This is a genomic window from Streptomyces sp. NPDC015171, from assembly GCF_043079545.1.
Taxonomy (GTDB): Bacteria; Actinomycetota; Actinomycetes; order Streptomycetales; family Streptomycetaceae; genus Streptomyces.
This window is the reverse complement of record NZ_JBIBUO010000002.1, coordinates 427591-452108: the sequence shown is the minus strand read 5'-3', so window position 1 is coordinate 452108 and position 24518 is coordinate 427591. Positions and strand designations below refer to the sequence as shown.

At 75.0% G+C, this 24518-nt stretch carries 18 protein-coding genes; 8 read left to right on the top strand and 10 right to left on the bottom strand.

All coding sequences use genetic code 11. The features are described from left to right. Positions 1-20: 20 nt before the first annotated feature. On the top strand, positions 21-785 hold the full coding sequence (locus ACF073_RS06525) for a hypothetical protein (RefSeq protein ID WP_392067232.1): 765 nt from the start codon (positions 21-23) through the stop codon (positions 783-785). A 354-nt stretch (positions 786-1139) separates the two neighbouring features. On the opposite strand, the gene ACF073_RS06520 is transcribed toward ACF073_RS06525, so the two are convergent. Further along, on the bottom strand, positions 1140-1922 hold the full coding sequence (locus tag ACF073_RS06520; protein ID WP_392067231.1) for a GntR family transcriptional regulator: 783 nt from the start codon (positions 1920-1922) through the stop codon (positions 1140-1142). Between the two features lie 176 nt (positions 1923-2098). On the opposite strand from ACF073_RS06520, the gene ACF073_RS06515 reads away from it, so the two are divergent. Both ACF073_RS06515 and ACF073_RS06510 read left to right on the top strand, forming a co-directional pair. Continuing rightward, complete coding sequence (locus tag ACF073_RS06515) at positions 2099-2941, top strand: (2Fe-2S)-binding protein (RefSeq protein WP_392067230.1); 843 nt, start codon at positions 2099-2101, stop codon at positions 2939-2941. Positions 2942-3223: 282 nt separating this feature from the next. Then, positions 3224-4267: a DUF2637 domain-containing protein gene (locus tag ACF073_RS06510; protein ID WP_392067229.1), complete on the top strand. Its 1044-nt coding sequence runs from the start codon at positions 3224-3226 to the stop codon at positions 4265-4267. Between the two features lie 144 nt (positions 4268-4411). Here ACF073_RS06510 and ACF073_RS06505 read toward each other — a convergent pair whose 3' ends face one another. The 3 genes from ACF073_RS06505 to ACF073_RS06495 form a co-directional block, all read right to left on the bottom strand. Next, positions 4412-4855, bottom strand: a complete 444-nt coding sequence (locus tag ACF073_RS06505; protein WP_392067228.1) for an ATP-binding protein — start codon at positions 4853-4855, stop codon at positions 4412-4414. A 327-nt stretch (positions 4856-5182) separates the two neighbouring features. Continuing rightward, positions 5183-6925, bottom strand: coding sequence for a pyruvate dehydrogenase (locus ACF073_RS06500; protein ID WP_392067227.1), 1743 nt, complete (start codon positions 6923-6925; stop codon positions 5183-5185). Between the two features lie 69 nt (positions 6926-6994). Then, positions 6995-8383, bottom strand: coding sequence for a protein phosphatase 2C domain-containing protein (locus ACF073_RS06495; RefSeq protein WP_392067226.1), 1389 nt, complete (start codon positions 8381-8383; stop codon positions 6995-6997). A gap of 402 nt (positions 8384-8785) precedes the next feature. Here ACF073_RS06495 and ACF073_RS06490 point away from each other — a divergent pair, with 402 nt between their 5' ends. Continuing rightward, entirely contained in the window at positions 8786-9787 is a 1002-nt protein-coding gene (locus ACF073_RS06490) for a helix-turn-helix domain-containing protein (RefSeq protein ID WP_392067225.1), read from the top strand. A gap of 169 nt (positions 9788-9956) precedes the next feature. On the opposite strand, the gene ACF073_RS06485 is transcribed toward ACF073_RS06490, so the two are convergent. The 6 genes from ACF073_RS06485 to ACF073_RS06460 all read right to left on the bottom strand — a co-directional run bounded on the left by ACF073_RS06485 (position 9957) and on the right by ACF073_RS06460 (position 18395). Beyond that, positions 9957-11237: an SGNH/GDSL hydrolase family protein gene (locus ACF073_RS06485; RefSeq protein ID WP_392067224.1), complete on the bottom strand. Its 1281-nt coding sequence runs from the start codon at positions 11235-11237 to the stop codon at positions 9957-9959. 128 nt (positions 11238-11365) lie between these two features. Next, on the bottom strand, positions 11366-11899 hold the full coding sequence (locus tag ACF073_RS06480; RefSeq protein WP_392067708.1) for a methylated-DNA--[protein]-cysteine S-methyltransferase: 534 nt from the start codon (positions 11897-11899) through the stop codon (positions 11366-11368). Between the two features lie 59 nt (positions 11900-11958). After that, positions 11959-13347, bottom strand: a complete 1389-nt coding sequence (locus ACF073_RS06475) for a bifunctional transcriptional activator/DNA repair enzyme AdaA (RefSeq protein ID WP_392067223.1) — start codon at positions 13345-13347, stop codon at positions 11959-11961. Positions 13348-13955: 608 nt separating this feature from the next. After that, positions 13956-15050, bottom strand: a complete 1095-nt coding sequence (rsgA, locus tag ACF073_RS06470) for a ribosome small subunit-dependent GTPase A (RefSeq protein WP_392067222.1) — start codon at positions 15048-15050, stop codon at positions 13956-13958. A gap of 254 nt (positions 15051-15304) precedes the next feature. Next, positions 15305-16801 (bottom strand): cellulose binding domain-containing protein, encoded by a 1497-nt coding sequence (locus ACF073_RS06465; RefSeq protein ID WP_392067221.1) that lies wholly within the window; start codon positions 16799-16801, stop codon positions 15305-15307. A gap of 235 nt (positions 16802-17036) precedes the next feature. Beyond that, on the bottom strand, positions 17037-18395 hold the full coding sequence (locus ACF073_RS06460) for a radical SAM protein (RefSeq protein ID WP_392067220.1): 1359 nt from the start codon (positions 18393-18395) through the stop codon (positions 17037-17039). Positions 18396-18568: 173 nt separating this feature from the next. Here ACF073_RS06460 and ACF073_RS06455 point away from each other — a divergent pair, with 173 nt between their 5' ends. From ACF073_RS06455 to ACF073_RS06440, 4 genes are all read left to right on the top strand, one after another. After that, positions 18569-19819, top strand: coding sequence for an FAD-binding protein (locus ACF073_RS06455; protein ID WP_392067219.1), 1251 nt, complete (start codon positions 18569-18571; stop codon positions 19817-19819). 170 nt (positions 19820-19989) lie between these two features. Beyond that, positions 19990-21234, top strand: a complete 1245-nt coding sequence (locus ACF073_RS06450; protein WP_392067218.1) for an ROK family transcriptional regulator — start codon at positions 19990-19992, stop codon at positions 21232-21234. Continuing rightward, entirely contained in the window at positions 21231-21524 is a 294-nt protein-coding gene (locus ACF073_RS06445) for a hypothetical protein (RefSeq protein WP_392067217.1), read from the top strand. Before ACF073_RS06450 ends, ACF073_RS06445 begins: the two co-directional genes overlap by 4 nt. Positions 21525-21637: 113 nt before the next feature. After that, a complete protein-coding gene (locus tag ACF073_RS06440; protein WP_392067216.1) occupies positions 21638-24496 on the top strand; it encodes a glycoside hydrolase family 2 TIM barrel-domain containing protein in 2859 nt (952 codons plus the stop codon). Positions 24497-24518 lie beyond the last annotated feature (22 nt).

Below are 24518 nucleotides of genomic sequence, written 5' to 3'. Positions count from 1 at the left end.
GCAACGTGGCGCATCCCGCCATGTCTGGTAACGGAACGACCGGTGACGATCCACTCCAGACCGCGGTATGGCGGTTGCGCAGCCGGGCCTGCTGGGTCGACGCGGCGGCTCTGCTGCCGGCCGACGGGGCCGCCCCGGCGCTGCAGCGGGCCGCTCTGCTGGTGGAGCGGTGCCTGTACACCGAGCGGGGCTGGCAGGAGGCGGAGGACGCCCTGCGGATCGCCGAGGCGCTGGCGCACGGCGACGAGGAGCGCGGGGCCGCCGCCTGCGAGCGGGGGCAGCTCGCCTACGCGGCGACGCTGCACCGGGTACGGGACCGGGTCGACGAGGCGCGTGCCGCGCTGGGCCGGGCGGCGGCGCTGATCCCTCCGGGGTCGGCGGGCCGGGCCCTGCTGGACTTCCGCCGGGGCCTGCTCGCCGAGAACCTGACCCGGTCCCCGCAGGCGGCCCGTGCCGCGTACCGCCGCGCGCACGCCTCCGCCGCGGCCCACGCCGATCAGCTGCTGCTCTCCTTCACCTGGCGCCATCTGGCCGGACTCGCCCTGCGCGACGGCGAGCTGGCCGAGGCCCGGCACGGCTTCACCGAGTCCCTGCGGATCCGGGAGGAGCTGGGCTACCTGGTCGGCACGGCGCCCGCGCTCGCCTCCCTGGCGGAGACGGAGGAGGAACCGGAGGCGTCCCGACTGCGCGAGGAGGCCGCCCGGCTGTTCCGGCTCCTGGGCGGCGTGCCCACCTGGCTCACCCACCAGCTGACACCCCAGACCCCCGGCGCGGCGACGGCGTAGAACCCACCCCGCGCCCCCCAAAGGGGCGCGGGGAACTGCGCGGCCAACCACGACGAACCCGCACCCGATACACCCCACCAACCCCCTGAGGGGCGCGGGGAACTGCGCGACCAGCCACCACCAACCCGCACCCGACACACCCCGTCACCCCCCTCAGGGGCGCGAGGAACTGCGCGACCAGCCACCACGAACCCGCACCCGGCAGCCCCCACCAACCCCCTCAGGGGCGCGAGGAACTGCGCGACCAGCCACCACCAACCCGCACCCGACAACCCCCGTCACCCCCCTCAGGGGCGCCCCGAAGCCGCACCCGGCAGCCCCCGATACCCGGAGCCGCTCACGCGCGAGCCGCCCTCACCCGGCGGAGCCGAAGTGTTCCGCCACCAGCCCCCGCACCGCATCCGCGTCCCCCGCGGCCAACGCGTCCAGCAGCGCCACGTGCTGCGCCGCGTCGGCGACCAGACCGGCCCGGCCCGGCCGCGACGCGGGCCGCTGCGTCCGCCGGTGCAGGTCCTCGGCGAACCGGACCAGCTGCTCGTTGCCGGACAGGCCGAGCAGCGCCCGGTGGAAGGCGCGGTCGGACTCGGCGTACGTCGCCCCGCAACCGGTGGCGGCCACGCGCACCGCCTCCTCCGCGAGGGGCCGCAGCTCGGCCCACCGCTCGGCCGGCACCGTGCGCGCGAGCCGCAGCACCACCGGCACCTCGATGAGCGCGCGCACCTCCGCCAGCTCGGCCAGCTCCCGCGCCCCCCGCTCGACCACCCGGAAGCCGCGGTTGGGCACGACCTCGACCGCGCCCTCCAGCGCGAGCTGCTGCATGGCCTCCCGCACGGGTGTGGCCGAGACCCCGAAGCGGTCCCCGAGCACCGGCGCCGAGTAGACCTCGCCCGGCTTCAGTTCGCCGCCGGCCAGCGCCGTGCGCAGCGCGACCAGGACCTGCCCGCGCACAGAGGAGCGCTGCACCGCGGTGCGCGGCCCGGGAAGGGCCCGCTCGCCGTGCGTGTGCTCTCCGCGTGCCGCTCCCGGCACCGCGGCGTCCCGCTCCCGGCGGGGGTCACCGTCGACGGTCGGGCGCTGCTGCGCCGGCACCCGGGCGGCCACCGGCGTGCCCGGGCAGCCCTGCACGCCCTGCTTCACGGGTCCTCCTGGCGGCTTGTCGGCACTTGGGGTCATTAACGACGGGTTGTCGGTTGTCCGTCAAGCACCTTAGGCGTACCGGGCGGTAGTTCAAACTCCGACCAGGGGGGTAAGGTAAGGCTTACCTTTGTGACCAGGTCCGTGACACGGACGCGTTCAGGGATCGGTGGTTCGTCATGCCCGCTGCGGCCTCGCCGCTCACCGCCGCGTACGACCGCCTCGGCGCGGCCTTCCCCGGTCTGACCGTGACCGAGCTGGGCCCGGACGACCCGGCGCCCACGGGCGGGGACTGGACGGGCGCCGAAGGGCTCGCGGCGGGCGGCGCGGCCCTGGACGCCTTCCTGGCCTGGGACGAGGCGCAAGTGGTGCGGGACTACGGCCGCCCGGCCCGCCCGGACGTCGTCGCGAGCTTCGGCCTGCACCGCTACGCCTGGCCCGCCTGCCTGCTGATCACCGTCCCGTGGTTCCTGCACCGCCGGGTGCCCCGGCTGCCCGTGACGCACGTCTCGTACGACCGGCCGGCCGGCCGGATCGCCGTACGCCGCCCCGTCTCCGTCGCCTGCCTGCCCGGCGACCCCGCCGCCGCGCTGCCCGGCGCCGTCGTCGTCGCGGACGAGGAGGCGCTGCGCGCCGAGGTGCGGGCGGCCGTGGCCGAGCACCTGGAGCCGGTGCTCGCCGCCTTCGGGCCGCGGATGCGGCGGCGCGGGCGCGCGCTGTGGGGCATGGCGACCGACGAGATCGTGGAGGGGCTGTGGTACATCGCCCAGCTGCTCGGCGAGCACGAGGCGGCGCGGGCCGCGCGCGAGCTGGAGCTGCTGCTGCCGGGGTCCACCCGGCCGTACACCGGATCCGCCGGATTCCGGACGCGGACGGGTCAGGACGGCACGCCGCAGCGCACCCGGGACCGGGTGAGCTGCTGCATGTTCTACACCGTTCGCCCGGAGGACATCTGCGCCACGTGCCCGCGCACCTGCGCGAGCGGGCAGGACGCCAAACCCGTCCCGGCCGCCGCCGCTTGAGGGTCCGTCAGGGCCGGAGCACGGCTCCGGGTCCACTAGGATCAGCGCGCGGGCGGTTCACAACTTCCTCACCCGTCGTGGGAACTTTCCGTGGAACCACCCGTACGGGTAGTCTTATTCGAACTCAACTCCCGCCCCTCAAGCGGCAGTTCGAGCAGAACGCCGCCCTGGGCATCCCCTTGCACCTCCTTGGCGGCCTCTTGCCCCGAAACCCCCTGAGGGCCATCGGGAGTGGGCCACTATGGCGGGCGTTACGCCCTATCCCAATGCAAGGGACCCCTGATGAGATTGACCGACATATCGCTGAACTGGCTGCTTCCGGGCGCCGTGCTGCTCCTGGGCGTGCTGGCGGCGGTGGCGGTGCTCGCGCGCGGGAAGCGCTCCTCCGGGGAGAGCGCGAGTGCGGAGGACTCGTGGGAGCGCAGCGAAGAGCGCCGCAGGCGCAAGGAGGCCGTCTACGGCACGGCGTCCTATGTGCTCCTGTTCTGCTGTGCGGCGGTGGCGGCGGCCCTGTCCTTCCACGGCCTCGTCGGCTTCGGCGAGCAGAACCTGGGGCTGACCGACGGCTGGCAGTACCTGGTGCCGTTCGGCCTGGACGGCGCTGCGATGTTCTGCTCCGTCCTCGCGGTGCGCGAGGCCAGCCACGGTGACGCGGCCCTCGGCTCGCGGATACTGGTCTGGCTGTTCGCGGCGGCCGCCGCCTGGTTCAACTGGGTGCACGCGCCGCGCGGCGTGGGGCACGCCGGAGCCCCGCAGTTCTTCTCCGGTATGTCGCTGTCGGCCGCCGTACTCTTCGACCGGGCGCTGAAGCAGACCCGCCGGGCCGCGCTGCGCGAGCAGGGCCTGGTGCCGCGTCCGCTGCCGCAGATCCGGATCGTGCGCTGGGTGCGGGCCCCCCGCGAGACCTACCGCGCCTGGTCGCTGATGCTCCTGGAGGGTGTGCGCAGCCTGGACGAGGCGGTCGAGGAGGTCCGCGAGGACAAGCGGCAGAAGGACGAGACCCGGCAGCGCCGGCGCGACCAGCAGCGCGTGGAGCGGGCCCAGCTGAAGGCGATCAGCCGGGGCGCCCGCGGTTTCGCCGGCCGTGGCGCCACCCGCCAGGTCGAGGTGCAGGCGGTCGAGCGCGGCTCCGCCCAGGCGACCGCGGAGCCTGCCATATCCCCCGCGGAACAGCTGCCCGTCCGCTCTCGGCCCTCCCTCCAGCGCGTCCCCAGCGGAGCTGAACCGGTGACCGTCGACCTCACCGCCGAGGACGACACCATGGCCCTGCCGCGCCTCGACTCCCTGGAGCGCAAGCTCAAGGACCTGGAGCAGCAGTTCGGCTGAGGCTCCGGCGACCCGGCGGCGGAGCCGGCGACCGGACACCACGGGGCGGGGGCGTGACCACACGGGTCACGCCCCCGCCCCGTCGCCGTACCGCATGTCCTCGGCCGCCGTGCGCCGGCTGTCGTCCGCTGTCCCGCGCCCGCGTCACGCCGCCTCGGCGCCGAGTTCGAACCACACCGACTTGCCCACCCCGTGCGGCCGCACCCCCCAGGAATCGGCGAGGGACTGCACCAGCATCAGGCCCCGGCCGTGGGTGTCCTCCGCCGCCTCCGGGACCTGCGGCTCGGGTCTGCGGGCCACGAAGTCCCGTACCTCCACCCGCAGTCCCCCGGGTTCCACGACGGCGGTGAGGACCGCGTCGTCGTCGGTGTGTACGAGCGCGTTGGTGACGAGTTCGCTGGTCAGGAGTTCGGCGATCTCCGAGCGGCCCGGCTTGCCCCAGTGCCGCAGCAGTTCGCGCAGTTCCCGGCGGGCCTCCGGTACCGCCCTGAGGTCCGCCCGGCCCAGCCTGCGCCGGATCCGCCGCACGTGTTCGGTGATGGTGTCGGTCTCTGCCCCCGTTGTCGCCGAGGAGGCCCCTGCGGTCATGGGACCGCCCCCTCGTGCCTGCCTCTTCATGACCCCCGCCCGCACGCCGCCGGTCCCTGCCCCTCCTGGTCGAACACGTTCACGGGGGGATGCTTGCCCAGCGGGCTCCAGGGCAGTCCTGGCGCATGCCCGATGACCGGCGGTTCGGCCATATCCGCACCCCGGCCGGGCCGGCTGCCGGACAGCGCCACGTCCGTGCCATGGACTCCCGTGCGCCGCTGGACGCCACGGACGCCCCTCGACGGCGGCCCGCCGCCCACCGGCACCGGTGGGCGGCGGGCCGTCACGTCCCGTGAAACTGGCCGAAATGCGCTCCCCCACCGGCCTCTAGGGGCGCGGTACGTTGCGCAGGTTGGAACGGGCCATCTGGAGCATCCGGCCGACCCCGCCGTCCAGCACGATCTTGGAGGCGGACAGGGCGAACCCGGTGACCATCTCGGCGCTGATCTTCGGCGGGATGGACAGGGCGTTGGGGTCGGTGACGATGTCCACCAGGGCGGGACCCTTGTGCTTGAAGGCGTCCTTGAGCGCCCCGGCGAGCTGCTTGGGCTTCTCCACCCGCACCCCGTAGGCACCGCAGGCGCGGGCGACGGCGGCGAAGTCGGGGTTGGTGTTGGCGGTGCCGTACGAGGGCAGACCGGCGACCAGCATCTCCAGCTCGACCATGCCGAGGGAGGAGTTGTTGAACAGCACCACCTTGACCGGCAGGTCGTACTGGACGAGCGTCAGGAAGTCGCCCATCAGCATGGTGAAGCCGCCGTCGCCGGACATCGACACCACCTGCCGGCCGCGGTCGGTGAACTGGGCGCCGATCGCCATCGGCAGCGCGTTCGCCATCGAGCCGTGCGAGAAGGAACCGATGACCCGCCGGCGGCCGTTGGGCGAGATGTAGCGCGCGGCCCACACATTGCACATGCCGGTGTCGACGGTGAACACGGCGTCGTCCGCGGCGATCTCGTCCAGCACGGAGGCCACGTACTCCGGATGGATCGGCACGTGCTTCTCGACCTTGCGGGTGTACGCCTTGACCACGCCCTCCAGCGCGTCGGCGTGCTTCTTCAGCATCTTGTCGAGGAAGCGCCGGTCGGTCTTCTCCCGCACCCGCGGGATCACACAGCGCAGCGTCTCGCGGACGTCGCCCCACACCGCGAGGTCGAGCCGGGAGCGGCGGCCGAGCACCTCGGGCCGTACGTCGATCTGCGCGATCTGCACATCGTCCGGCAGGAACGCGTTGTACGGGAAGTCGGTGCCGAGCAGGATCAGCAGATCGCACTCGTGGGTGGCCTCGTAGGCGGCGCCGTAGCCGAGCAGTCCGCTCATACCGACGTCGTACGGGTTGTCGTACTGGATCCACTCCTTGCCGCGCAGGGCGTGCCCCACGGGGGATTTGACCAGGCCGGCGAACCGCATCACCTCGGCGTGGGCGCCGGCCGTGCCGCTGCCGCAGAAGAGGGTGACCTTGCCGGCCCGGTCGATCATCTCGACGAGCCGGTCGATCTCGTCGTCGCCCGGCCGCACGGTGGGCCGGGAGGTGACCAGCGCGCTCTGCGCGGCCTTCTCCGGCGCCGGTTCGGCGGCGATGTCGCCCGGCAGGGACACCACGCTCACCCCGCTCTGGCCGACCGCGTGCTGGATGGCGGTCTGGAGCAGCCGGGGCATCTGCTTCGGGCTGGAGATCAGCTCGCTGTAGTGGCTGCACTCCTGGAACAGCCGGTCCGGGTGGGTCTCCTGGAAGTAGCCGAGGCCGATCTCGCTCGACGGGATCTGCGAGGCGAGCGCGAGCACCGGGGCCATCGAGCGGTGGGCGTCGTACAGGCCGTTGATCAGATGCAGGTTGCCCGGGCCGCAGGAGCCGGCGCAGGCGGCGAGCTTGCCGGTGATCTGGGCCTCGGCGCCGGCCGCGAAGGCGGCGGTCTCCTCGTGGCGCACATGGACCCAGTCGATGGCGGAGTTGCGGCGCACGGCGTCCACGACCGGGTTGAGGCTGTCGCCCACGACGCCGTAGAGCCGGCGTACGCCGGCGCGGACAAGGATGTCGACGAACTGCTCGGCGACGTTCTGTTTGGCCATGGCTCTCGGCTGCCCCTTCGCTGTCCCGGAACACTCCCGTCCCGTTCCATCAATCCACAGGGGCCGCGGTTACGCCTCCCACACGCCTGCCGCCGTACGGTCGTCGGCATAGCCCTTGACCCGTACCTGGGCGTCGGCGAGGAAGGCGGCGAGGCCGGGCGGGGTACGGCCGGACCAGCGGCGGGCCAGGTAGGCGCAGAGGGCGGGCTCGCCGCGCAGCGGTTCGGCGAGGCCCGCCGTGCACATCACCAGCGCATCACCCGGCCGGGCTACCGAGGCGCGGAACCGGAACGGCTCGCGGGACGGGTCGACGCAGGCACCTCCCCCGGGGGAGGGCTCGTAGGGGCTCGGCGGGGCCGGGATGCCGAGGTCCATCGTCAGCCGGTCGCCGTCGGCCGTCCGCTCCGGCGGTGAACCGAACCCGGTGCCGGGACCGCCGGCGGCGGTGCCGGGCGACACGCGCGGCTCGATGTCCTGCCAGGCGCCGTCCCGCAGCCGGAACAGCCCGCCGTCGCCGACTCCGAAGAAGACGCGCGTACGGCAGTCCCGGTCGCCGGGCAGCAGCAGACAGCGCAGGTCCGCCGTGTACTGCTCGGGGTCGGCGCCCTGTTCGGCGGCGCTCGCCCGGAGCCTGCCGACGCTGCGGTCGGTGAGCCGGTGCAGACCCGACTTCAGATCGCCGCGCCGGGCCGCCCGGAGGTCCTCCACGAGCCGCTGATGGCTGCGGCCCACGGCCCGCGCGATCCACCGGCACGCCTCGGCCGCCGCCAGATGCGCGCTCGGCGACGACCGGGCGCCGGTCGCCATCGCCACCAGGACCAGTGCCTGGTCCCCCGCGCCGAACCGGGCGGTGAGCAGCGCGTCCCTGCGCGGCTCGCCCCGGTAGCGGGCCGAGTCCCCGCGCAGCGACGCCGCCCGCAGGGTGCACGCCCCGTACCGGGCGCCGTCCAGCACGGTGTCCGCGACCAGCTCGCCCAGGGCGTCCGGATCGGCGGGCGGGAGCGCGGTGGGCTCGGGGTCGTAGGTGGGAGGTCCGGAGCCCACGTAGTCGACGGTGGCGGGGGTGGGGGCGGGAACGGAGGCGGGGGTGGAGGGGGTGGAGGGGGCGACCGTGTGCTCGGTGACGCCGGGGGGTGCGGCGGGTGACGGAGGTTCCGGGGGCGGCGGGGGCAGCGGAGGCTGCGGGGGTGCCGGGGGCCGGGCGGGCGGGGCCGGTGTGGCCCGCTGTGCTGGCACCGCGGGATTCCGCGGCGTCGGTCGCGCGGGCGGCGGGGGCTCAGGCGGGGCCGGAGCCCCCGTGCCCGCCGGCCGTCCCGCCACCGTGTTCCGTGCCGAGGCGAAGCGGTCGTCCAGGGAATCGGGCGCCGCCGTGGGACCCGTGTCCTCGGTGGAGTCGTCGTACAACTGCCCCCACCAGTCGTCCTCATGACGGGCGGGGCTTCCCCCCTGCTGGCTCATGCCCCTGATTGTCCACCGCACGGGCCAAATGAAAACGGGGCATCGGGAAAATCGGGCGCACCGGACCCGGCGAACGGCGTGTCGGGTGATCCCCTGAACAGCCGTACGAGAAAGGGTTGATGGCCGCCGGGCGGCCCCACCCCCCACGGGAGGACCGCCCGGCGACGGCCTGGGTGACCGGGGCGCGACGGGCGGCACCGAATCAAAATGGCCGGATCATGGCTTCCTTGCCCGGGACGCGACTGTGGATCGTGCACAGAGCCGCACGTCCCTCGGCACTGCCACCTTGGCAGAGTCGCCACCGCTACGGCGATGATGTTCGGCGGCGGGTTTGTGCCGTGGCCGGTTTCCGCCAGGCCGTCCCGCTTCCGTCGGCTTGTCGGCAAGGAGGGACCCAGGGCGATGCTGGCAGCGATAGGGCTGGACGAGACGCACGAGGCGGCGTACCGGGCGCTGGTGTCCGTGGGCGCGGCCGACGTGGCCGATCTGGCCCGGCGCCTTGCGCTGGCCGAGCAGGACACCGAGCGGGCGCTGCGCCGGCTGGAGCGGCACGGTCTCGCGGCCCAGTCCCCGGCGCGTCCCGGCCGCTGGGTGGCCGCCCCGCCCGGGGTCGCGCTCGGCGCGCTGCTCACCCAGCAGCGGCACGAGTTGGAGAAGGCGGAGCTCGCGGCGGCGCTGCTCGCCGAGGAGTACCGGGCGGCGGCGGCCGAACCGGCGGTGCACGACCTGGTGGAGGTGGTGACCGGCGCCTCCGCGGTCGCCCAGCGCTTCCTCCAGCTCCAGCTGGGCGCCGTCGAGGAGGTGTGCGCGCTGGTGACCGGCACCCCGGTGGTCGTGTCCGGCATGGAGAACGACGCCGAGGAGCAGGCGGCCGGCCGCGGGGTGCGCTACCGGGTGGTGGTGGAGCGCTCGGTGCTCGACCTGCCGCACGGCCTGACCGAGCTGACGGCGGCGCTCGGCCGGGACGAGCGGGTCCGGGTGGTGGACCGGGTGCCGACGAAGCTGGTGGTGGCCGACCGCTCGCTCGCGATGGTGCCGCTGACCTCGCGGACGGCGGAGCCCGCCGCGCTGGTGGTGCATTCCAGCGGGCTGCTGGAGCTGCTGGCCGGGCTGTTCGAGTCGGTGTGGCGGGAGGCGCTGCCGCTGCGGCTCGGCGCCGCCGGCGTGACCGAGGAGCGGCCGGAGGGCCCGGACGCCACCGATCTGGAGGTGCTCTCGCTGCTGCTGGCCGGGCTGACCGACGCCAGCGTGGCCAAACAGCTCGACGTGGGTCTCAGGACCGTGCAGCGCCGGGTGCGGCGGCTGATGGAGCTGGCCGGGGTGAGCACCCGGCTGCAACTGGGCTGGCACGCCTGGGAGCGGGGCTGGGTGACCCGGGAGGATCCCCGACCGCCTGCCCGCTGACCCTTCCGAGCCGGCCGGTCTGCCCGGAAGAGCGGCCGCGGGCCGGCGGGCACGGCGAGACGTCGGCCACCGCGGACGGCGCTGCGGGCCGGCGGGCACGGCGAGGCACCGGCCGCACCGCGGACGGCGGCGCTGCGGGCCGGCGGCTCCCGCGTGCCGGCCGGGCTGTTCACCTGCCTGCTGATCGCGGGGGCGCGGCCGGGTGCGGTGCCGTGGGGCCGTCCGGCACGGTGGGCCGGGGACGGCCGGGCGGCCGGGCACCCGCCGGCCGGACCAGGACCCGGTGGACGGTGTCGGCGACGGCGGCCATGCCGGCGTCGTTGAAGTGCAGATGGTCCCCGGGGTCGTAGGCGGGCAGGATGCGGACGGGGTCGGCCGGGTCCCGGACCACGGCGTCCGCGTCGGCGACCGCGTCGAAGATTTTGCCCGTCCTGATGAGGGAGTTCACCCGCTGCCGTACCGTCTCGCGGGCCGCGGTCCAGGCGGAGTAGCCGCGGTACGGGGTGAGCGTGACGCCGATGACCCGGATGCCGCGGGCGTGGGCGCGGGCCACCAGGGTGCGGTAGGCGTCCGCGTACGCGGCGGCGTCGCTCGCCTCCGGGGAGCCCTTGATGTCGTTGATGCCTTCGAGGACGACCAGGGCCCGGACCCCGGCCCGGTCCAGCGCGTCGGCGTCCAGGCGGGCCAGGGCGCTCGGACCGGTGCCGTCGCGCAGCAGGCGGTTGCCGGAGATGCCGGCGTTGAGGACGCCGAGGCGGAGTCCGCGCAGCCGCTCGGCGAGCCGGTCGGGCCAGCGGCGGTTGGTGTCGGGGGTGGAGCCGTTGCCGTCGGTGAGCGAGTCCCCGAACGCGACGACGCTGCCGGCGGTGATCCCGCGGACGTCGACCCCGGTGACGTAGTACCAGCGGCTCATGGCCGCCGTGTACGCGGCGCCGTCCTCGTCGGCGGCCCGGCCGGCGCCGGCCGGGGCCACGTAGCTGGTCTGCAGGGCGGTGCGGTGGTGGGTGGCGGGACCGGAGTCGTCCGGGGTGTAGACGGTGACGAGCAGATCGGCGGCGGCCGGTACGGGCAGCGGCACCGGGTCGGTGACCGTGTCGGCGCCCGGCGGGACGGTCACCTCCCGGGCGCCGTGGAAGGTGGCGGTGCGCAGGGTGCCGGCTGCGGCGTCGGGGCCGTCCGCGCGGCGCAGCGCGACGGTGACCGCGCCGAGGTGCAGGGGCCTGGTGCCGAGCCGGTTGCTGAGCCGGACGCGGACGGCGACACCGCCGACGCTGAGGTGGACGACGTTGCGGACGGCTGCGCCGGGCAGCGCGGCGGCGGTGCCGGAGGGAGCGGTCTCCCAGCTGCCGGCCCAGGGCAGCGGCGCCGGTTCGGCGACGGCGGGCGCGGTCAGGCCGGGCACCAGTGCCGGCAGGAGGACCCCGAGGACCCGTACGACCTTGTTGCCCAAGTGTGCCGCCCTTCCCTGTGCCTTGTCGGAGGCGACCGTGCCACACACGGGGGCCGCGCCGGCGGAACGTCGGCGCGGGTCCACCCGCTCGGCGCAACGGGCCGTGGGCCGGGGCGTACGGGGGCTCCTCAGGGGAGCACGCCCTCCAGCGTGAGCAGCCGGATCTTCCGCTCGATCCCCCCGGCGTATCCGGTCATCGAGCCGTTGGCGCCGATCACCCGATGGCAAGGCCGCACGATCAGCAGCGGGTTGGCGCCGATCGCCCCGCCGACGGCCCGAACGGCCGTGCGGGACGCGCCGATCCGGGCGGCGATCTCACCGTACGTGGCGGTGGCGCCGTACGGCACCGCGTCCAGCGCGGCCCACACCCGCTGCCGGAAGTCGGTGCCGGAGGGACGCAACGGAAGCTGGAACTCCTTGAGTTCGCCGGCGAAGTAGGCGGCGAGCTGGTCGGCGGCGGCACGGAACGGCCCGGGGTCGTGCCGCCAGCCGTCCAGGACGGTCCGCCCGCCCTTCTGCCCGGGCACGGACAGCGAGGTGAGCGCGCCGTCCGGGTCCGCTGTGAGCAGCAGCTGCCCGACCGGGGTGTCCAGGTGGGTGCAGTAGACGGTGCCCGTCGGACCGCCGCCCAGCAAACCGGTGTCCGTCGGCTCGCCGCTCATCAACGCGCTGTTCATCGGATCGGTGCTCATCGGCTGGGTCCTCATCGGATCGGTGCTCATCAGGTCAGCTCTCCTGCCACGCGCAGATGCTGGACCGCGTACGACCGCCAGGGCCGCCAGGTGTCGGGGAGGCCGGCGCCGGGCGGGGCGACGTCCGGATCGCCGAGGGCGCGCACGCGGACGGTGGCGACGGTGGCCGGGTCCATGCCGGGCAGCGCGCGCAGGGCCTGCTCGGCGTCGTGCCGGTCGGCGCCGGCGTCCAGCCGCACCGTGCCGTCGGCGAGGGCGGCGGCCAGCGCGCCCAGCGCGCCGCCGGGCTCGGCCTCGGCGAGGACGGCGGCCTCCGGGAAGAGATGGGTGAGGCTGCCCTGGGGCGCGTCGAGCAGCTTGCCGTACCGGTGCACGAGACGCTCGGCCCCCTCCCGTCCGACCAGGGCGTGTACGGCGGGCTCCAGCGGGTCCACGGCGCCGGGCGAGCGCAGCCCGGGGCGGGCGGCGACCAGCGGGGCGAGCCGGGGGTCGGCGCCGAGCCGCTCGTCGACGGCGTACGGGTCGGCGTCGAGGTCGAAGAGCCGGCGCAGCCGCTGTACGGCGGTGGTGAGGTCCCTGGGGTCGGTGAGGTGCAGCCGGGCGTCGAGCCAGCCGCCGGGGTGGGTGCCGGTCCGCTGGGCGCGGGTGCGCTCCTGGACGGCGGCGAGGGCGGTGCCGTACGGCAGGCGCAGGGTGCGCCGGTAGGTGCGGGTGCCGGCGGTGCCGGTGACCTCTTCGACGCCGGGCACGGCCTCCCGTGCGAGCTGGTCGAAGACGGCGGTGGACTGGTAGGGGCCGCGGTGGGCGAGCCGGAGCGGGATGCCCGTGGCGGGCGCCGCCCGGCGCCCGGTCCTGTCGCGGGGGGCGGCGGCCCGCACCTCGGTCGGTGTCGCGGCGTACACCTCCCGGATCGTGTCGTTGAACTGCCGCACGCTGGCGAATCCGGACGCGAACGCGATCTCGGTGACCGGCAGTCCGGTGGTCCGCAGCAGCACGCGGGCGGTGTGCGCCCGCTGGGCCCGGGCCAGGGCCACGGGTCCGGCGCCCAGCTCGGCGGTGAGCTGCCGCTGTACCTGGCGGGCGCTGTAGCCGAGCCGCGCGGCGAGCCCGGCGACGCCTTCGCGGTCCACGACGCCGTCGGAGATCAGGCGCATGGCCCGGCCCACGACGTCCGCGCGGACGTTCCACTCCGCCGAGCCCGGCACGGCGTCCGGCCGGCAGCGCCGGCAGGCCCGGAAGCCGGAGCCCTGTGCGGCGGCGGCCGTCGCGAAGAAGCGCACGTTGTGCCGTCTCGGCGTGACGGCCGGGCAGCTGGGCCGGCAGTAGATCCCGGTGGTCTCGACGGCGAAGAAGAACACGCCGTCGAACCGCCCGTCCCGGCTGCGCACCGCCTCGTACCTGCTGTCTTCGTCCTTCACACCCCCCAGTGTGGGACGCCCGGAGGGGTACGGGCCAGCGGAAATCGGACATGACGTTCCCCACCGCCCCGACACGGGGCGGCCGGGGCCCAGCGACGGCGGCATGGGGTGGCCGCCCCCGGAACCAGCGGCGCCGTCCGGCGGGGGAGCCCGGGCGCGGGGGGGCCGCCCTTCAACGCGGCCCCCTCGGCGGGGGCGAAGGCCCGGCGTGGAGGGCCACCCCGGCGGGGCCGCCCTCTGGGCGCGGAGCGCCCGGCGCCGGGCAGTGAATAGCCGGCCCTCGGCGAGGTGGCCGACGCCCAGCGGGGCGGCCGACGCCGGACCGGCCGCGAACCCGCGACCGGCGGCCCGGCGCGGAGGACGCGCGAGCCCGGCGTAGGGAGGGCCACCGCCGACACGGCCGCCCCCTCGGCGCGGAGCGGCCACCCCCTGGCCAGGGAACCTGCCCGGAGGGCGCGCGGGCCCGGTAGGGGGTCCCCCCGGCTGGGCCGGCGCCCGGTAGTGAGCGGGCGGGGCTCAGGAGGGGGACTCCCCCGGGGCGTGCCGGTGCCGGGGTGCGGTTCCCGGCACGCACGGCCGGGGACCGCGGGCACCGGGCCTCAGGGTTTCTACAGCCGGCCGCTCCGCTTCGCCTCGCCCGCGGCTCGGCCCGCGGCCTGCTTGCGCCGCCAGTCGTCCCTGATGTCGGCGCGGAGGCGGGCGTCGCTCTTGGCCACGATCCACTGGTTCTCCCGCATGAGCTTGTGGTAGCTCTCCAGCCGCCGGGTCGGCAGTTCCCCGGAGTCGACGGCGGAGCGCACCGCGCAGCCCGGCTCGGTCTCGTGTGCGCAGTCGTGGAACCGGCACCGCTCGGCCAGCTCCTCGATCTCGGAGAAGACCTGGCCGACCCCGTCCTCGGCGTCGAAGAGGCCGACGCCCCGCAGCCCGGGGGTGTCGATGAGGACACCCCCGGAGGGCAGCGCGAGCAGGTTGCGGGTGGTCGTGGTGTGCCGGCCCTTGCCGTCGATGTCCCGGGCCGCCCGCACGTCCATGACGTCCGCGCCGACGAGCGCGTTGGCCAGGGTGGACTTGCCGGCGCCGGACTGGCCGAGCAGCACGCTCGTCCCGGAGCCGACGAGCTCGACCAGTTCGTCGAGCCCCTCGCCGTGCAGGGCGCTGACGGTGAGGACGGGCACGCCGGGCGCGCTCGTCTCCACGTCCTGCACCAGATGGGCCAGGGTGACGGGGTCGGGCACGAGGTCGGCCTTGGTGAGGACGACGACGGGCTGGGCGCCGGACTCCCACGCGAGGGCGAGGAAGCGCTCGACGCGGCCGAGGTCGAGTTCCACGGCGAGGGACACGGCGACGACGGCGTGGTCGACGTTGGCGGCGAGGATCTGCGCCTCGGACCGCTTGGAGGAGGTGGAGCGGACGAAGGCGGTGCGGCGCGGCAGATACGCGCGGACATAGCGGGGGTTGCCGCCGGGGTCGACGGCGACCCAGTCGCCGGTGCACACCACCCGCATCGGGTCGTGCGGGGTGACGAAGGCGGTGTCGGCGCGGACGGTGCCGTCCGCGGTGACGACGTCGCACTGGCCGCGGTCGACCCGGACGACCCGGCCGGGCAGCAGCCCGTCGGCCAGGTGGGGGGCGAACGCGTCGGCCCAGCCCTGGTCCCAGCCGTAGGAGGCGAGGGTGGTGGACGGAGCGGAGGTGGAAGTCAAGGGAGACCCTTCACAAGGGCGGCCCCGGGCGGGCGCGTGGATGCGCGGTGGGTTCAGCCGGTGGCCACGGAGGTGGACTTGAGGAGTTCCTGGATGAGGGCAGTGCCCGGCACAGTGACTGTCATCGTCGACACCTCCTCGTCCTCGCTCGCGCCTGCGCACACCACCTCGGCGTGCGGGGCAACTGTAGCCCGGGGGCGGGGACGTGTGTCAAAACGTTTTCCGCCCGGCCGGGACCGCCCCTCCCCCGGCCCTCAACCGGCCGTGCAGGGCTCCCCGTTGAGCGTGAAGTCGCGTGGCGTCCGGTTCGCCCGCGCCCAGGTGCCCACGAAGCCGAAGGAGAGGGTGCCGTGCGCGGCGAGCGTCCTGTCGTACTCGGCGGCGGTGGCGAGGACGCGGGAGCCGTCCTGGCGGGCGGTGGCGTCCCACATCTGGCCGACCCGCTGGCCGTCGGCGAAGGTCCAGGACACCTGCCAGCCGGCGAGGGCCCGGTCGGTGGTGACGGTGACGGTGGCCTGGAAGCCGTCGGTCCACTGGCTGTCCAGTCCGTAGGCGACCCGGCAGCCGGCGGCCCGCGGGGTGGGAGGGGCGCTCGTGGCCGCGGGGGCGGCGCGGTCGGCGGCGGAGGCGGTGCCCCGGGGTTCGGGTTCGGGGTCGGGCTTCTCCCGGCGGGGTGTCCGGACGGTGGCGGTCGCGGAGGGCGGGGCGGTGGGCGAGTCGGTCGCGGAGGGGCGGGCGGAGGGGCGGGCGGCGGCGCGGGAGGCGCCCGGGCCGGCGACCGGCAGCCGGTCGTCCTGGGCGACGGCGGTGTCCGCGCCCGAGCCGCCGAAGGGCATCATCGACACCCCGAGCGCCAGCGCCGACAGCAGGACCGCAGCGGCGAGCAGCCCGCCGCGCAGCACGCGGCTGCGGCCCGTGCCCTCGGCGGGGTCGGCGGGGCCGGGGTCGGGGCGGCCGGCGCCGAGGCGGACCTCGGCGGCGCGGCGGCGGCGCTCCAGGTAGGCGAGGCCGCCCCAGCCGATCACGCCGCCGGCCAGCGCGGCGGGCGGTCCTCCGCCGTGCAGCCGCAGGCAGGCGGCGGCCTCGGCGCAGGTCACACAGGTGGCGAGGTGCCGGGAGAGGTCGCCGGGGGCCTCGGCGGCGGGCGAGCGGGTGACCGCGTCGAGCAGCCGGGCGTAGCTGCGGCACTCCGCGTCCAGCGGGGAATCGAGGTGGGCGCGGTGGCAGCGGTCCCGGAACAGGGTGCGGACCTGGTCCAGCTCGGCGGCGGCGGTGGCCGGGTCGAGGCCGAGGCCGCGGGCCGCGGTGGACAGCGGAAGTGCCTCCACCTCGGCCAGCCACAGCAGGGCCGCGTCCGCCTCCTGCATGTCCCGCAGGCCGCGCAGCGCCACCGGCCGCCGCAACGGCGGGCCCGAGAAGCGGGCGGCGGCCTCGGAGTTGAGCCACAGCCGCAGGTCGGGGTCGAGCCGGTGCCCCTGCCCGGCGGCCTCCCAGGCGGCGGCGGTGTCGCGTACGGCGGTGAGCAGCACCGGGATCACCGGCAGCCGGCCGGCGCGGCGGCCGGCGCCGCGCACATGGGTGCGCGCGGCGGCACGGACCTCGCGCATACCGAGGGCGAAGCCCTCGGTGGCCAGTTGCTGGGCCGTCAGGGACCCGGAGGTGCACAGGTCCGCGTACGAGAGCACCGCGTCCCAGCACTCCGAGAACAGCGCGGCCTCGGTGTCGTCCTGAGGGGTCGGCAGGTCGGGCATGGGACTCCTGCATCCACGTGCGAGGTCAACTCACCAAGGGAAAGGGGGGAGTTGCGGGAAACCTCGCGGCAGGCCCAGAGCCTTTCACGTAGCCGACACGGCTGACAAGCGGACTGCTCACAACCGGTCACCGTCGGTGACGGCGTGGGCGTGTCCGCGAGGCGCCCACGACTCCCGCCTCTGGTACGCACGCGGACTCCGTCCGGCTCAGCGCCAGCCCGGGATCACGCCGGGATCACGCCGGCGCCGACGCCTCCGCCGACGGGCCCCCGGCCGGTTCGGCCGCCGGTTCGACGGCGGGCAGGCTGTCCATGAAGGAGCTGACCGAGAACACGGCGCGGCCGGGTCCGGGCTCGCCGTAGCCGGGCGGGGAGGACAGTCCGAAGTCGTCCATGGTGGCCCGGTAGGCCTCCAGCAGCCGGATGTGGTACTCCAGCGGGGCGCCCTGCGGGTTGGCCTTGCCGAGCGGGGTGGTGGGCTCCGGGCACCAGGTGGTGAAGCGGGGCGTGATGCCGTGCGACATGAAGAAGCGCAGGCCCTCGGTGGTGGAGGCGATGGCCTCGTCGACGGTGGTGAAGCCGAACGGCTCGGCCATCTCCACGCCGGCCACGAAGTTCGGGATCACATTGCGCGCGCCGAACACCTCGGCGGAGTCCAGGATCCGGCGGTGCCACTCGTCGCGGCCGACGTAGCGTTCCTTGCCGGGGCAGTACAGCTCGAACAGCCGGCGGTCCCACACCTCGAAGTTGGGGTGGTAGATCTGCACCCCGTAGTCCTTGAACCGCTGCACGTCGTCCTTGGGCAGCGCCTGTGCGACGACCTTGCCGATCCAGCGGCCCGGGAAGCGCTCCTCGATGGCCTTGGCGTACTGGCCGTAGAAGTCGGCCTCGTCGCGGCCGGCGACCGTCTTGGTGATGGCACCGCCGGTGAGGGTGTAGGCGGTGGACGCCTTCTGGGTGTCGTACCGGTCGATGATCTCCAGGGCTTCCAGGACCTCCTCGACGTCCTTCACCCCGGTGTACGGCCGTCCGGCGGCCTTGTGCTGGCGCCAGTTGTGGTTGATGTCGCAGTACTGGCACTCCTCCTTGGCGCCGAAGTACTGGCAGACCCGGAAGACGGTCAGGTAGATCAGATAGCCCCACTGGATGGTGGGGGCCACCTCCATGACGGACTTCCCGTTGGACAGGGTGTGCCGGTAGTACTCGGGCATCGGCGGCACGCCGACGTCGGCGATGCGCTTGCCGTCCAGGTACAGCCCGAGCAGTCCGTCCTCGCCGGCGGCGACCCGGTAGGGCGAGGCGGGGTTCACCCGTACGGAGACGACCGTACGCCGCAGGTCGTACGGGCCGCCCGTGAGGATGATCTCCTCCGGGGGCCGGCGCAGGGCGGCCTCGCCCAGCTCGGGCAGGGTGCCGTGGTCGAAGGAGAAGATGAAGTAGGACTTCGGCTTGACCTCGCCGCTCTCGTTGTCGCTGAGGGCGGACGGGTCGAAGGCGACACCGCCCCGGAGCAGGTCCTCCTTGAAAACGGCCTCCCGCGGGACATGCGGGAACCGCTCCATCAGATCCTCGACCAGCGCGGTACGACTGCCCATCCGTCTGTCTCCTCCCGGCTCAGGCGTGCGCCTCTCACCGTATGCCCCCGCCGTCGGGCCGCCTGTGCCGGGTCCCCGCCCGACGCACTCCCGTACGCCGCGCGGCAACCGCTCTCTACGGTGGGGGACCGTGCGTGAGAGGGTCGGGGGCAGGCACTCCGGGAGGAGCGGGCATGGCGGAAGCGGCGCGGGTCACCAACTGGGCGGGCACCGTCACCTGCACGGTCAAGGGATTCCACCGCCCGGCCTCGCTCGACGCGCTGCGGGCTCTGGTCGCGGGCGGCGCGCGGGTGCGGGTGCTGGGCAGCGGCCACTCCTTCAACCGGATCAGCGACCCCGGCGGCGACGGCGTGCTGCTGTCGATCGCCGGTCTGCCGCCGGTGCTCGACGTGGACACCGCGGCCCGTACGGTCCGGGTCGCGGGCGGTGTCCGGTACGCGGAGCTGGCCCGTGCGGTCGACGCGCGCGGTCTCGCGCTGCCCAACATGGCCTCGCTGCCGCACATCTCGGTGGCCGGCTCGGTGGCGACCGGCACCCATGGCTCGGGCGTGGGCAACGGACCGCTCGCGGCGGCCGTACGGGAGGTGGAGCTGCTCACGGCCGACGGCTCGACGGTGTCGATCGGCCGCGGGGACCCCCGCTTCGACGGTGCCGTGACCTCGCTGGGCGCGCTGGGCGTGGTCACCGCGCTCACCCTGGACCTGGAGCCGTCGTACACGGTCGAGCAGTACGTGTTCACCGAACTCCCGCTCGCGGGGCTCGACTTCGCCGCGGTCGCGGCGTCGGCGTACAGCGTGAGCCTGTTCACCGACTGGCGGGCGCCGGGCTTCCGGCAGGTGTGGGTCAAGCGCCGCACCGATCAGCCGCCCGTGGACTTCCCCTGGGCCGCGCCGGCCGCCGAGGCGCTGCACCCGGTGGCGGGGATGCCGGCGGTCAACTGCACCCAGCAGTTCGGGGTGCCGGGTCCGTGGCACGAGCGGCTGCCGCACTTCCGGGCCGAGTTCACGCCCAGCAGCGGCGCGGAGATCCAGTCCGAGTACCTGCTGCCGCGGGCCGCGGCGACGGACGCGCTGCGGGCGGTCGACGGCATCCGGGAGACGGTCGCCGGCGCGCTGCTGACCTGCGAGGTGCGGACGGTGGCCGCCGACGCGCAGTGGCTCAGCCCGGCGCACGGACGGGACTCGGTGGCGCTGCACTTCACCTGGGTGCGGGACGAGGCCGCGGTGCTGCCGGTGGTGCGCCGGCTGGAGGAGGTGCTGGATCCGTTCGCCCCGCGCCCGCACTGGGGGAAGGTCTTCGGCGTCCCGCCGGCAGTGCTGCGCGCCCGGTATCCGCGGCTCGCCGACTTCGCGGCCCTCGCCCGCTCCCTTGATCCCGCCGGTACGTTCGCCAACGCCTTCGTACGGGACCTCCTCGACGGCTGACGCGGGCCCGAGCGACGGACTCCCCCGCTTCGCCCTCCGCCGCCCCCTTCCTACACCCCCTTTCCTAACCCCTTGTCGAAAGTCCTCCCGGCCTCTAGCGTGGTGGTCGCGCCGGTGCCGCTCCCGCCCCGGCCTCGACTGGTCAGAATGGAAGGGGGAGGGGCAGCCGCGTGAAGCGCACATCACGTGACATCCGCACCGCGAACCGCTACGAGGTGCTGCGTCAGATCATCGCCGAGTCCCCCACCTCCCGTCAGGAACTCGCGGCGGCCACCGGCCTGAGCCTCGCCACGGTGGCCACGCTCGTCGGCGAGCTGCTGGACCTGCGCATGATCACCGAGGTCGGGTTCGAGGACTCGGCGGGCGGCCGGCCCCGGGGGCTGGTCGCGGTCAACGCGCCGGGGGGCGCGCTGATCGGCGTGGACATCGCGGAGACCTACGTCCAGGTCGAGCTGTTCGACCTGGCGCTGAACGTGCTGGCGCGGGCCGACGAGGACATGCGGCCCGGTGAGAGCGGGCCCGAGGAGGTGGCCGGCCGGGTCGCCGCCGCGGTCGCGTCGGTGGTCGCCCAGGCCGGTGTCGAGGCGGCCCGGGTGCTCGGCGTCGGGGTGAGCGTGCCGGGCCAGGTGGACCGGGACACCGGGGTGGCCGCCTACGCGCCCAACTTGGGCTGGCGCGATGTGCCGCTGCTCGATCTGCTCGCCGAACACATCGACGCCCCCCTCTACCTGGACAATCCGCTGCGCGCCTGCACGGTGGCCGAGCTGTGGTTCGGGGCGGCCCGGGGACGCGAGGACGCCGTGGTGGTCAACCTCGGCACCGGCGTCGGCGCCGGACTCGCCCTCGGCGGGGGGCTGCACCGGGGCGTGAGCAACAGCGCGGGCGAGTGGGGGCACACCACGCTGGTGCTGGACGGGCGGCTGTGCCACTGCGGCGACCACGGCTGTGTGGAGACGTACGTCGGCGCCCCCGGCATCATGCAGAATCTGCGCGAACTCAGCCCGGACTCGGCCCTGTTGCACCCTGACGACCAGACGGCCACCATCGACGCGCTGGCCCGCGCGGCCGCCGAGGACGACCCGGTCGCGCTCAAGGTCCTCCAGGACACGGCCCGCTACCTCGGCGCCGGCATCTCCGATCTGATCAACCTCCTCAACCCCGAAGTGGTCGTCCTCAGCAGCTGGGTGGCCGCCCGGCTGGGCGAGCCGCTGCTCGGGGAGGTCCGCCGGGCGGTCGCCGGGCACGCGCTGCGCCGGCCGCTCGCCGCCACCGAGATCGTCCTCTCGCCGATCCCCACCGACCCGGTGTCCCTGGGCGCGGCCACGTTCGCGCTGGAGGGGGCGCTGCGGTCCGTCGGACAGCGGACCGCGCAACGCACCAGCACCGCGAGGAGCCGTACCGCACCGCCTTCATGACGACGGAAGGGATGCACGTGCCCGAGCCCCGCACCAGGAGAACCCTCCTGCTGACCGCCACGGCCGCGCTGGCCGTCAGTGCGCCGGCGGCCCCGCGGCCGGGCGCGCGGCCGGGCGGGTGCCCGGCCGCCGGTGCCTCGGGCGCCGCGGGCGGCACGCGTGCGGGCGGGGCAGGGCAGGCGTGGTCGTACGAGGCGCAGGGCACCCTCAAGGGGGCCGACGGGTGTCCGGCGGCGGGGCGTTCGGGGCTCGCGGCGGCCGGTGACGGCACCCGGCGCCGGGCCCCCTGACTCCCGCGGCCGGATCGTCGACGAGGTCCGCGCGGCCCGCACCGGCGGCGGCGAGGCCAGGGCCGGGCGGAAGCCGCCTCTTCCACTCATCAAGAGCTGAGCCAAGGAGAACGATGTCCATCCGCACGAGCACCGCGTACGTCGAGGACGTCTCACCGGGCTCCGGGGCGCTGCCACCCCGCGCCCGGTACGCGTCCTCGGACGCCATGTCCCTGTCCCTCGGCGGCGGCTGGCGCTTCCGGCTGTCGGACACGGCCGACGCCGAGGACGACTCCTTCGCGGCCGAGGGGTACGACGCCGCCGGCTGGGCCGAGGTCACCGTCCCCGGGCACTGGGTGCTCCAGGGGCACGGCTCCCCCGCCTACACCAACCACCTCTACCCGTTCCCGGTCGATCCGCCCCGGGTACCGACCGAGAACCCGACCGGCGACCACCTGCGCGTCTTCGACCTGCCCGCGGACTGGCCGGCCGACGGCGGTGCCGTGCTCCGCTTCGACGGCGTCGACTCGTGCGCCCGCGTCTGGCTGAACGGCGCCGAACTCGGCGAGTTCAAGGGCTCGCGGCTGCCGCACGAGTTCGCGGTCGGCGCCCTGCTGAAGCCCGCGGGCAACGTCCTGGCCGTGCGGGTCCACCAGTGGTCGGCGGGTTCGTACCTGGAGGACCAGGACCAGTGGTGGCTGCCGGGCATCTTCCGGGACGTCACCCTGCTGCACCGCCCGGCGGGCGGCGCCGGCGACTTCTTCGTGCACGCCTCCTACGACCACACCACGGGCGAGGGCACGCTGTGCGTGGAGTCCGAGGTGCCGGGCCGGGTGACCGTCCCGGACCTCGGCGTCGACACCGCGACCGGCGAGCCGGTGACCGTCCCCGTCCAGCCGTGGTCGGCGGAGACGCCCCGGCTGTACGACGGCGTGCTGGCCACCGAGGGCGAGCGGGTGCCGCTGCGCATCGGCTTCCGCACGGTGGAGCGGGCGGACGGCCTGATCAAGGTCAACGGCAGGGCCGTGCTGTTCAAGGGCGTCAACCGGCACGAGTGGCACCCCGAGCGGGGCCGGGCCCTGGACCTCGCGACCATGCGCGAGGACGTGCTGCTGATGAAGCGGCACAACGTCAACGCGGTCCGCACCTCCCACTACCCGCCGCACCCGGCCTTCCTCGACCTGTGCGACGAGTACGGCCTGTGGGTGATCGACGAGTGCGACCTGGAGACGCACGGCTTCACCGAGCAGGGCTGGCGGGACAACCCCGTCGACGACGACCGCTGGACCCCGGCCCTGCTCGACCGGGCGGCCCGAATGGTCGAGCGGGACAAGAACCACCCGTCGGTGGTCATCTGGTCGCTGGGCAACGAGGCGGGCACCGGCCGGGGCCTGACCGCGATGGCCCGGTGGATCCGCGACCGCGACCCCTCCCGGGCGCTGCACTACGAGGGCGACCACACCTGCCGGGACACGGACGTCTACTCCCGGATGTACGCGGACCACGCCGAGGTCGAGCGGATCGGCCGGGGCCTGGACGGCGGGCCGCGGCGGCGCCGGGCCCTCCCCTTCATCCTCTGCGAGTACGCGCATGCCATGGGCAACGGCCCCGGCGGCCTCGCCGAGTACCAGCGGCTCTTCGAGACGTACGAACGGCTCCAGGGCGGCTTCGTCTGGGAGTGGATCGACCACGGCATCGCCCACCCCGGGCTGGGGTACGCCTACGGCGGCGATTTCGGCGAGGAACTGCACGACGGCAACTTCGTCTGCGACGGCCTGCTGTTCCCGGACCGCCGGCCCTCCCCCGGCCTGGTGGAGTTCAAGAAGGTGATCGAGCCGGTCGCCCTCGCGGGCGACGGCGCGCACGGCACGGTCCGCGTCACCAACAAGTACGACTTCGCCGACCTGTCGGCGCTGGCCTTCGCGTGGTCGTACGAGGTCCAGGGCGAGGCCGTGGCGTCCGGCACCCTGTCCGTGCCGGCGCTCGCGCCCGGTGAGTCCGCCGAGGTCAAGCTGCCCGAGGTGCCGGCGGGGGCGCCGGCGGGCGAGGCGCACTGGACCGTCCGCGCGGTGCTCGCCGCCGCCGCCTCGTGGGCGCCGCGGGACCATGTCGTCGCCTGGGGCCAGATCCCGGTGGCGGAGCGCGCGACGCCGTACGTCGCCGCGACCGCCCGGCCGGTGTCCGCGGACGGGCTGATCACCCTGGGCCCGGGTGTGTTCGACGCCGGGACCGGGGCGCTGCGGGCGATCGGCGGGGTGCCCGTCACGGGGCTGCGCCTGGACGTGTGGCGGGCCGTCACCGACAACGACGACGGCGCCGCCTGGCAGAGCGACCTGCGCTACGGGCTGCTGTGGCGCAAGCTCGGACTGCACCGGATGCGGCACCGGCTGGACGCGGTGGAGGCGGGCGCGGACGCGCTGACGGTCCGGACCCGGGTGGCGCCGGCCGCCCGGGAGCTGGGTCTTTCGGCGGTGTACCGCTGGACGTCGGACGGCGACCGGCTCCGGCTGGCGGTGTCCACGGTCCCGGAGGGCGACTGGACGGTCCCGCTGCCCCGCCTCGGCATCCGCTTCGGACTGTCCGCCGCCGACCGGGTGCGCTGGTACGGCGGCGGTCCCGGCGAGGCGTACCCGGACACCAGGGCCGCCGCCGCGGTCGGCCGCTGGCAGTCCACCGTGGACGAGCTGCAGACGCCGTACGTCCGCCCGCAGGAGAACGGCGCCCGGATCGACGTCCGCTGGGCGGAGCTGGGCGGCCTGCGGATCGAGGGCGATCCCGCGTTCTCCCTGACCGCCCGCCGCTGGACCACCGAGCAGCTGGACGCCGCGGCCCACCGCACCGACCTGGTGCCGGGCGACACGGTCTGGGTCCACCTCGACCACGGCCAGCACGGCATCGGCTCGCAGTCCTGCGGCCCGGCGCCGCTGCCCCAATACCATCTGCGGGCCGAACCGGCGGAGTTCTCGTTCGTCTTCACGGACGCGGGAGCGTGAGCGGCGCCGCGAGGCGAACGCC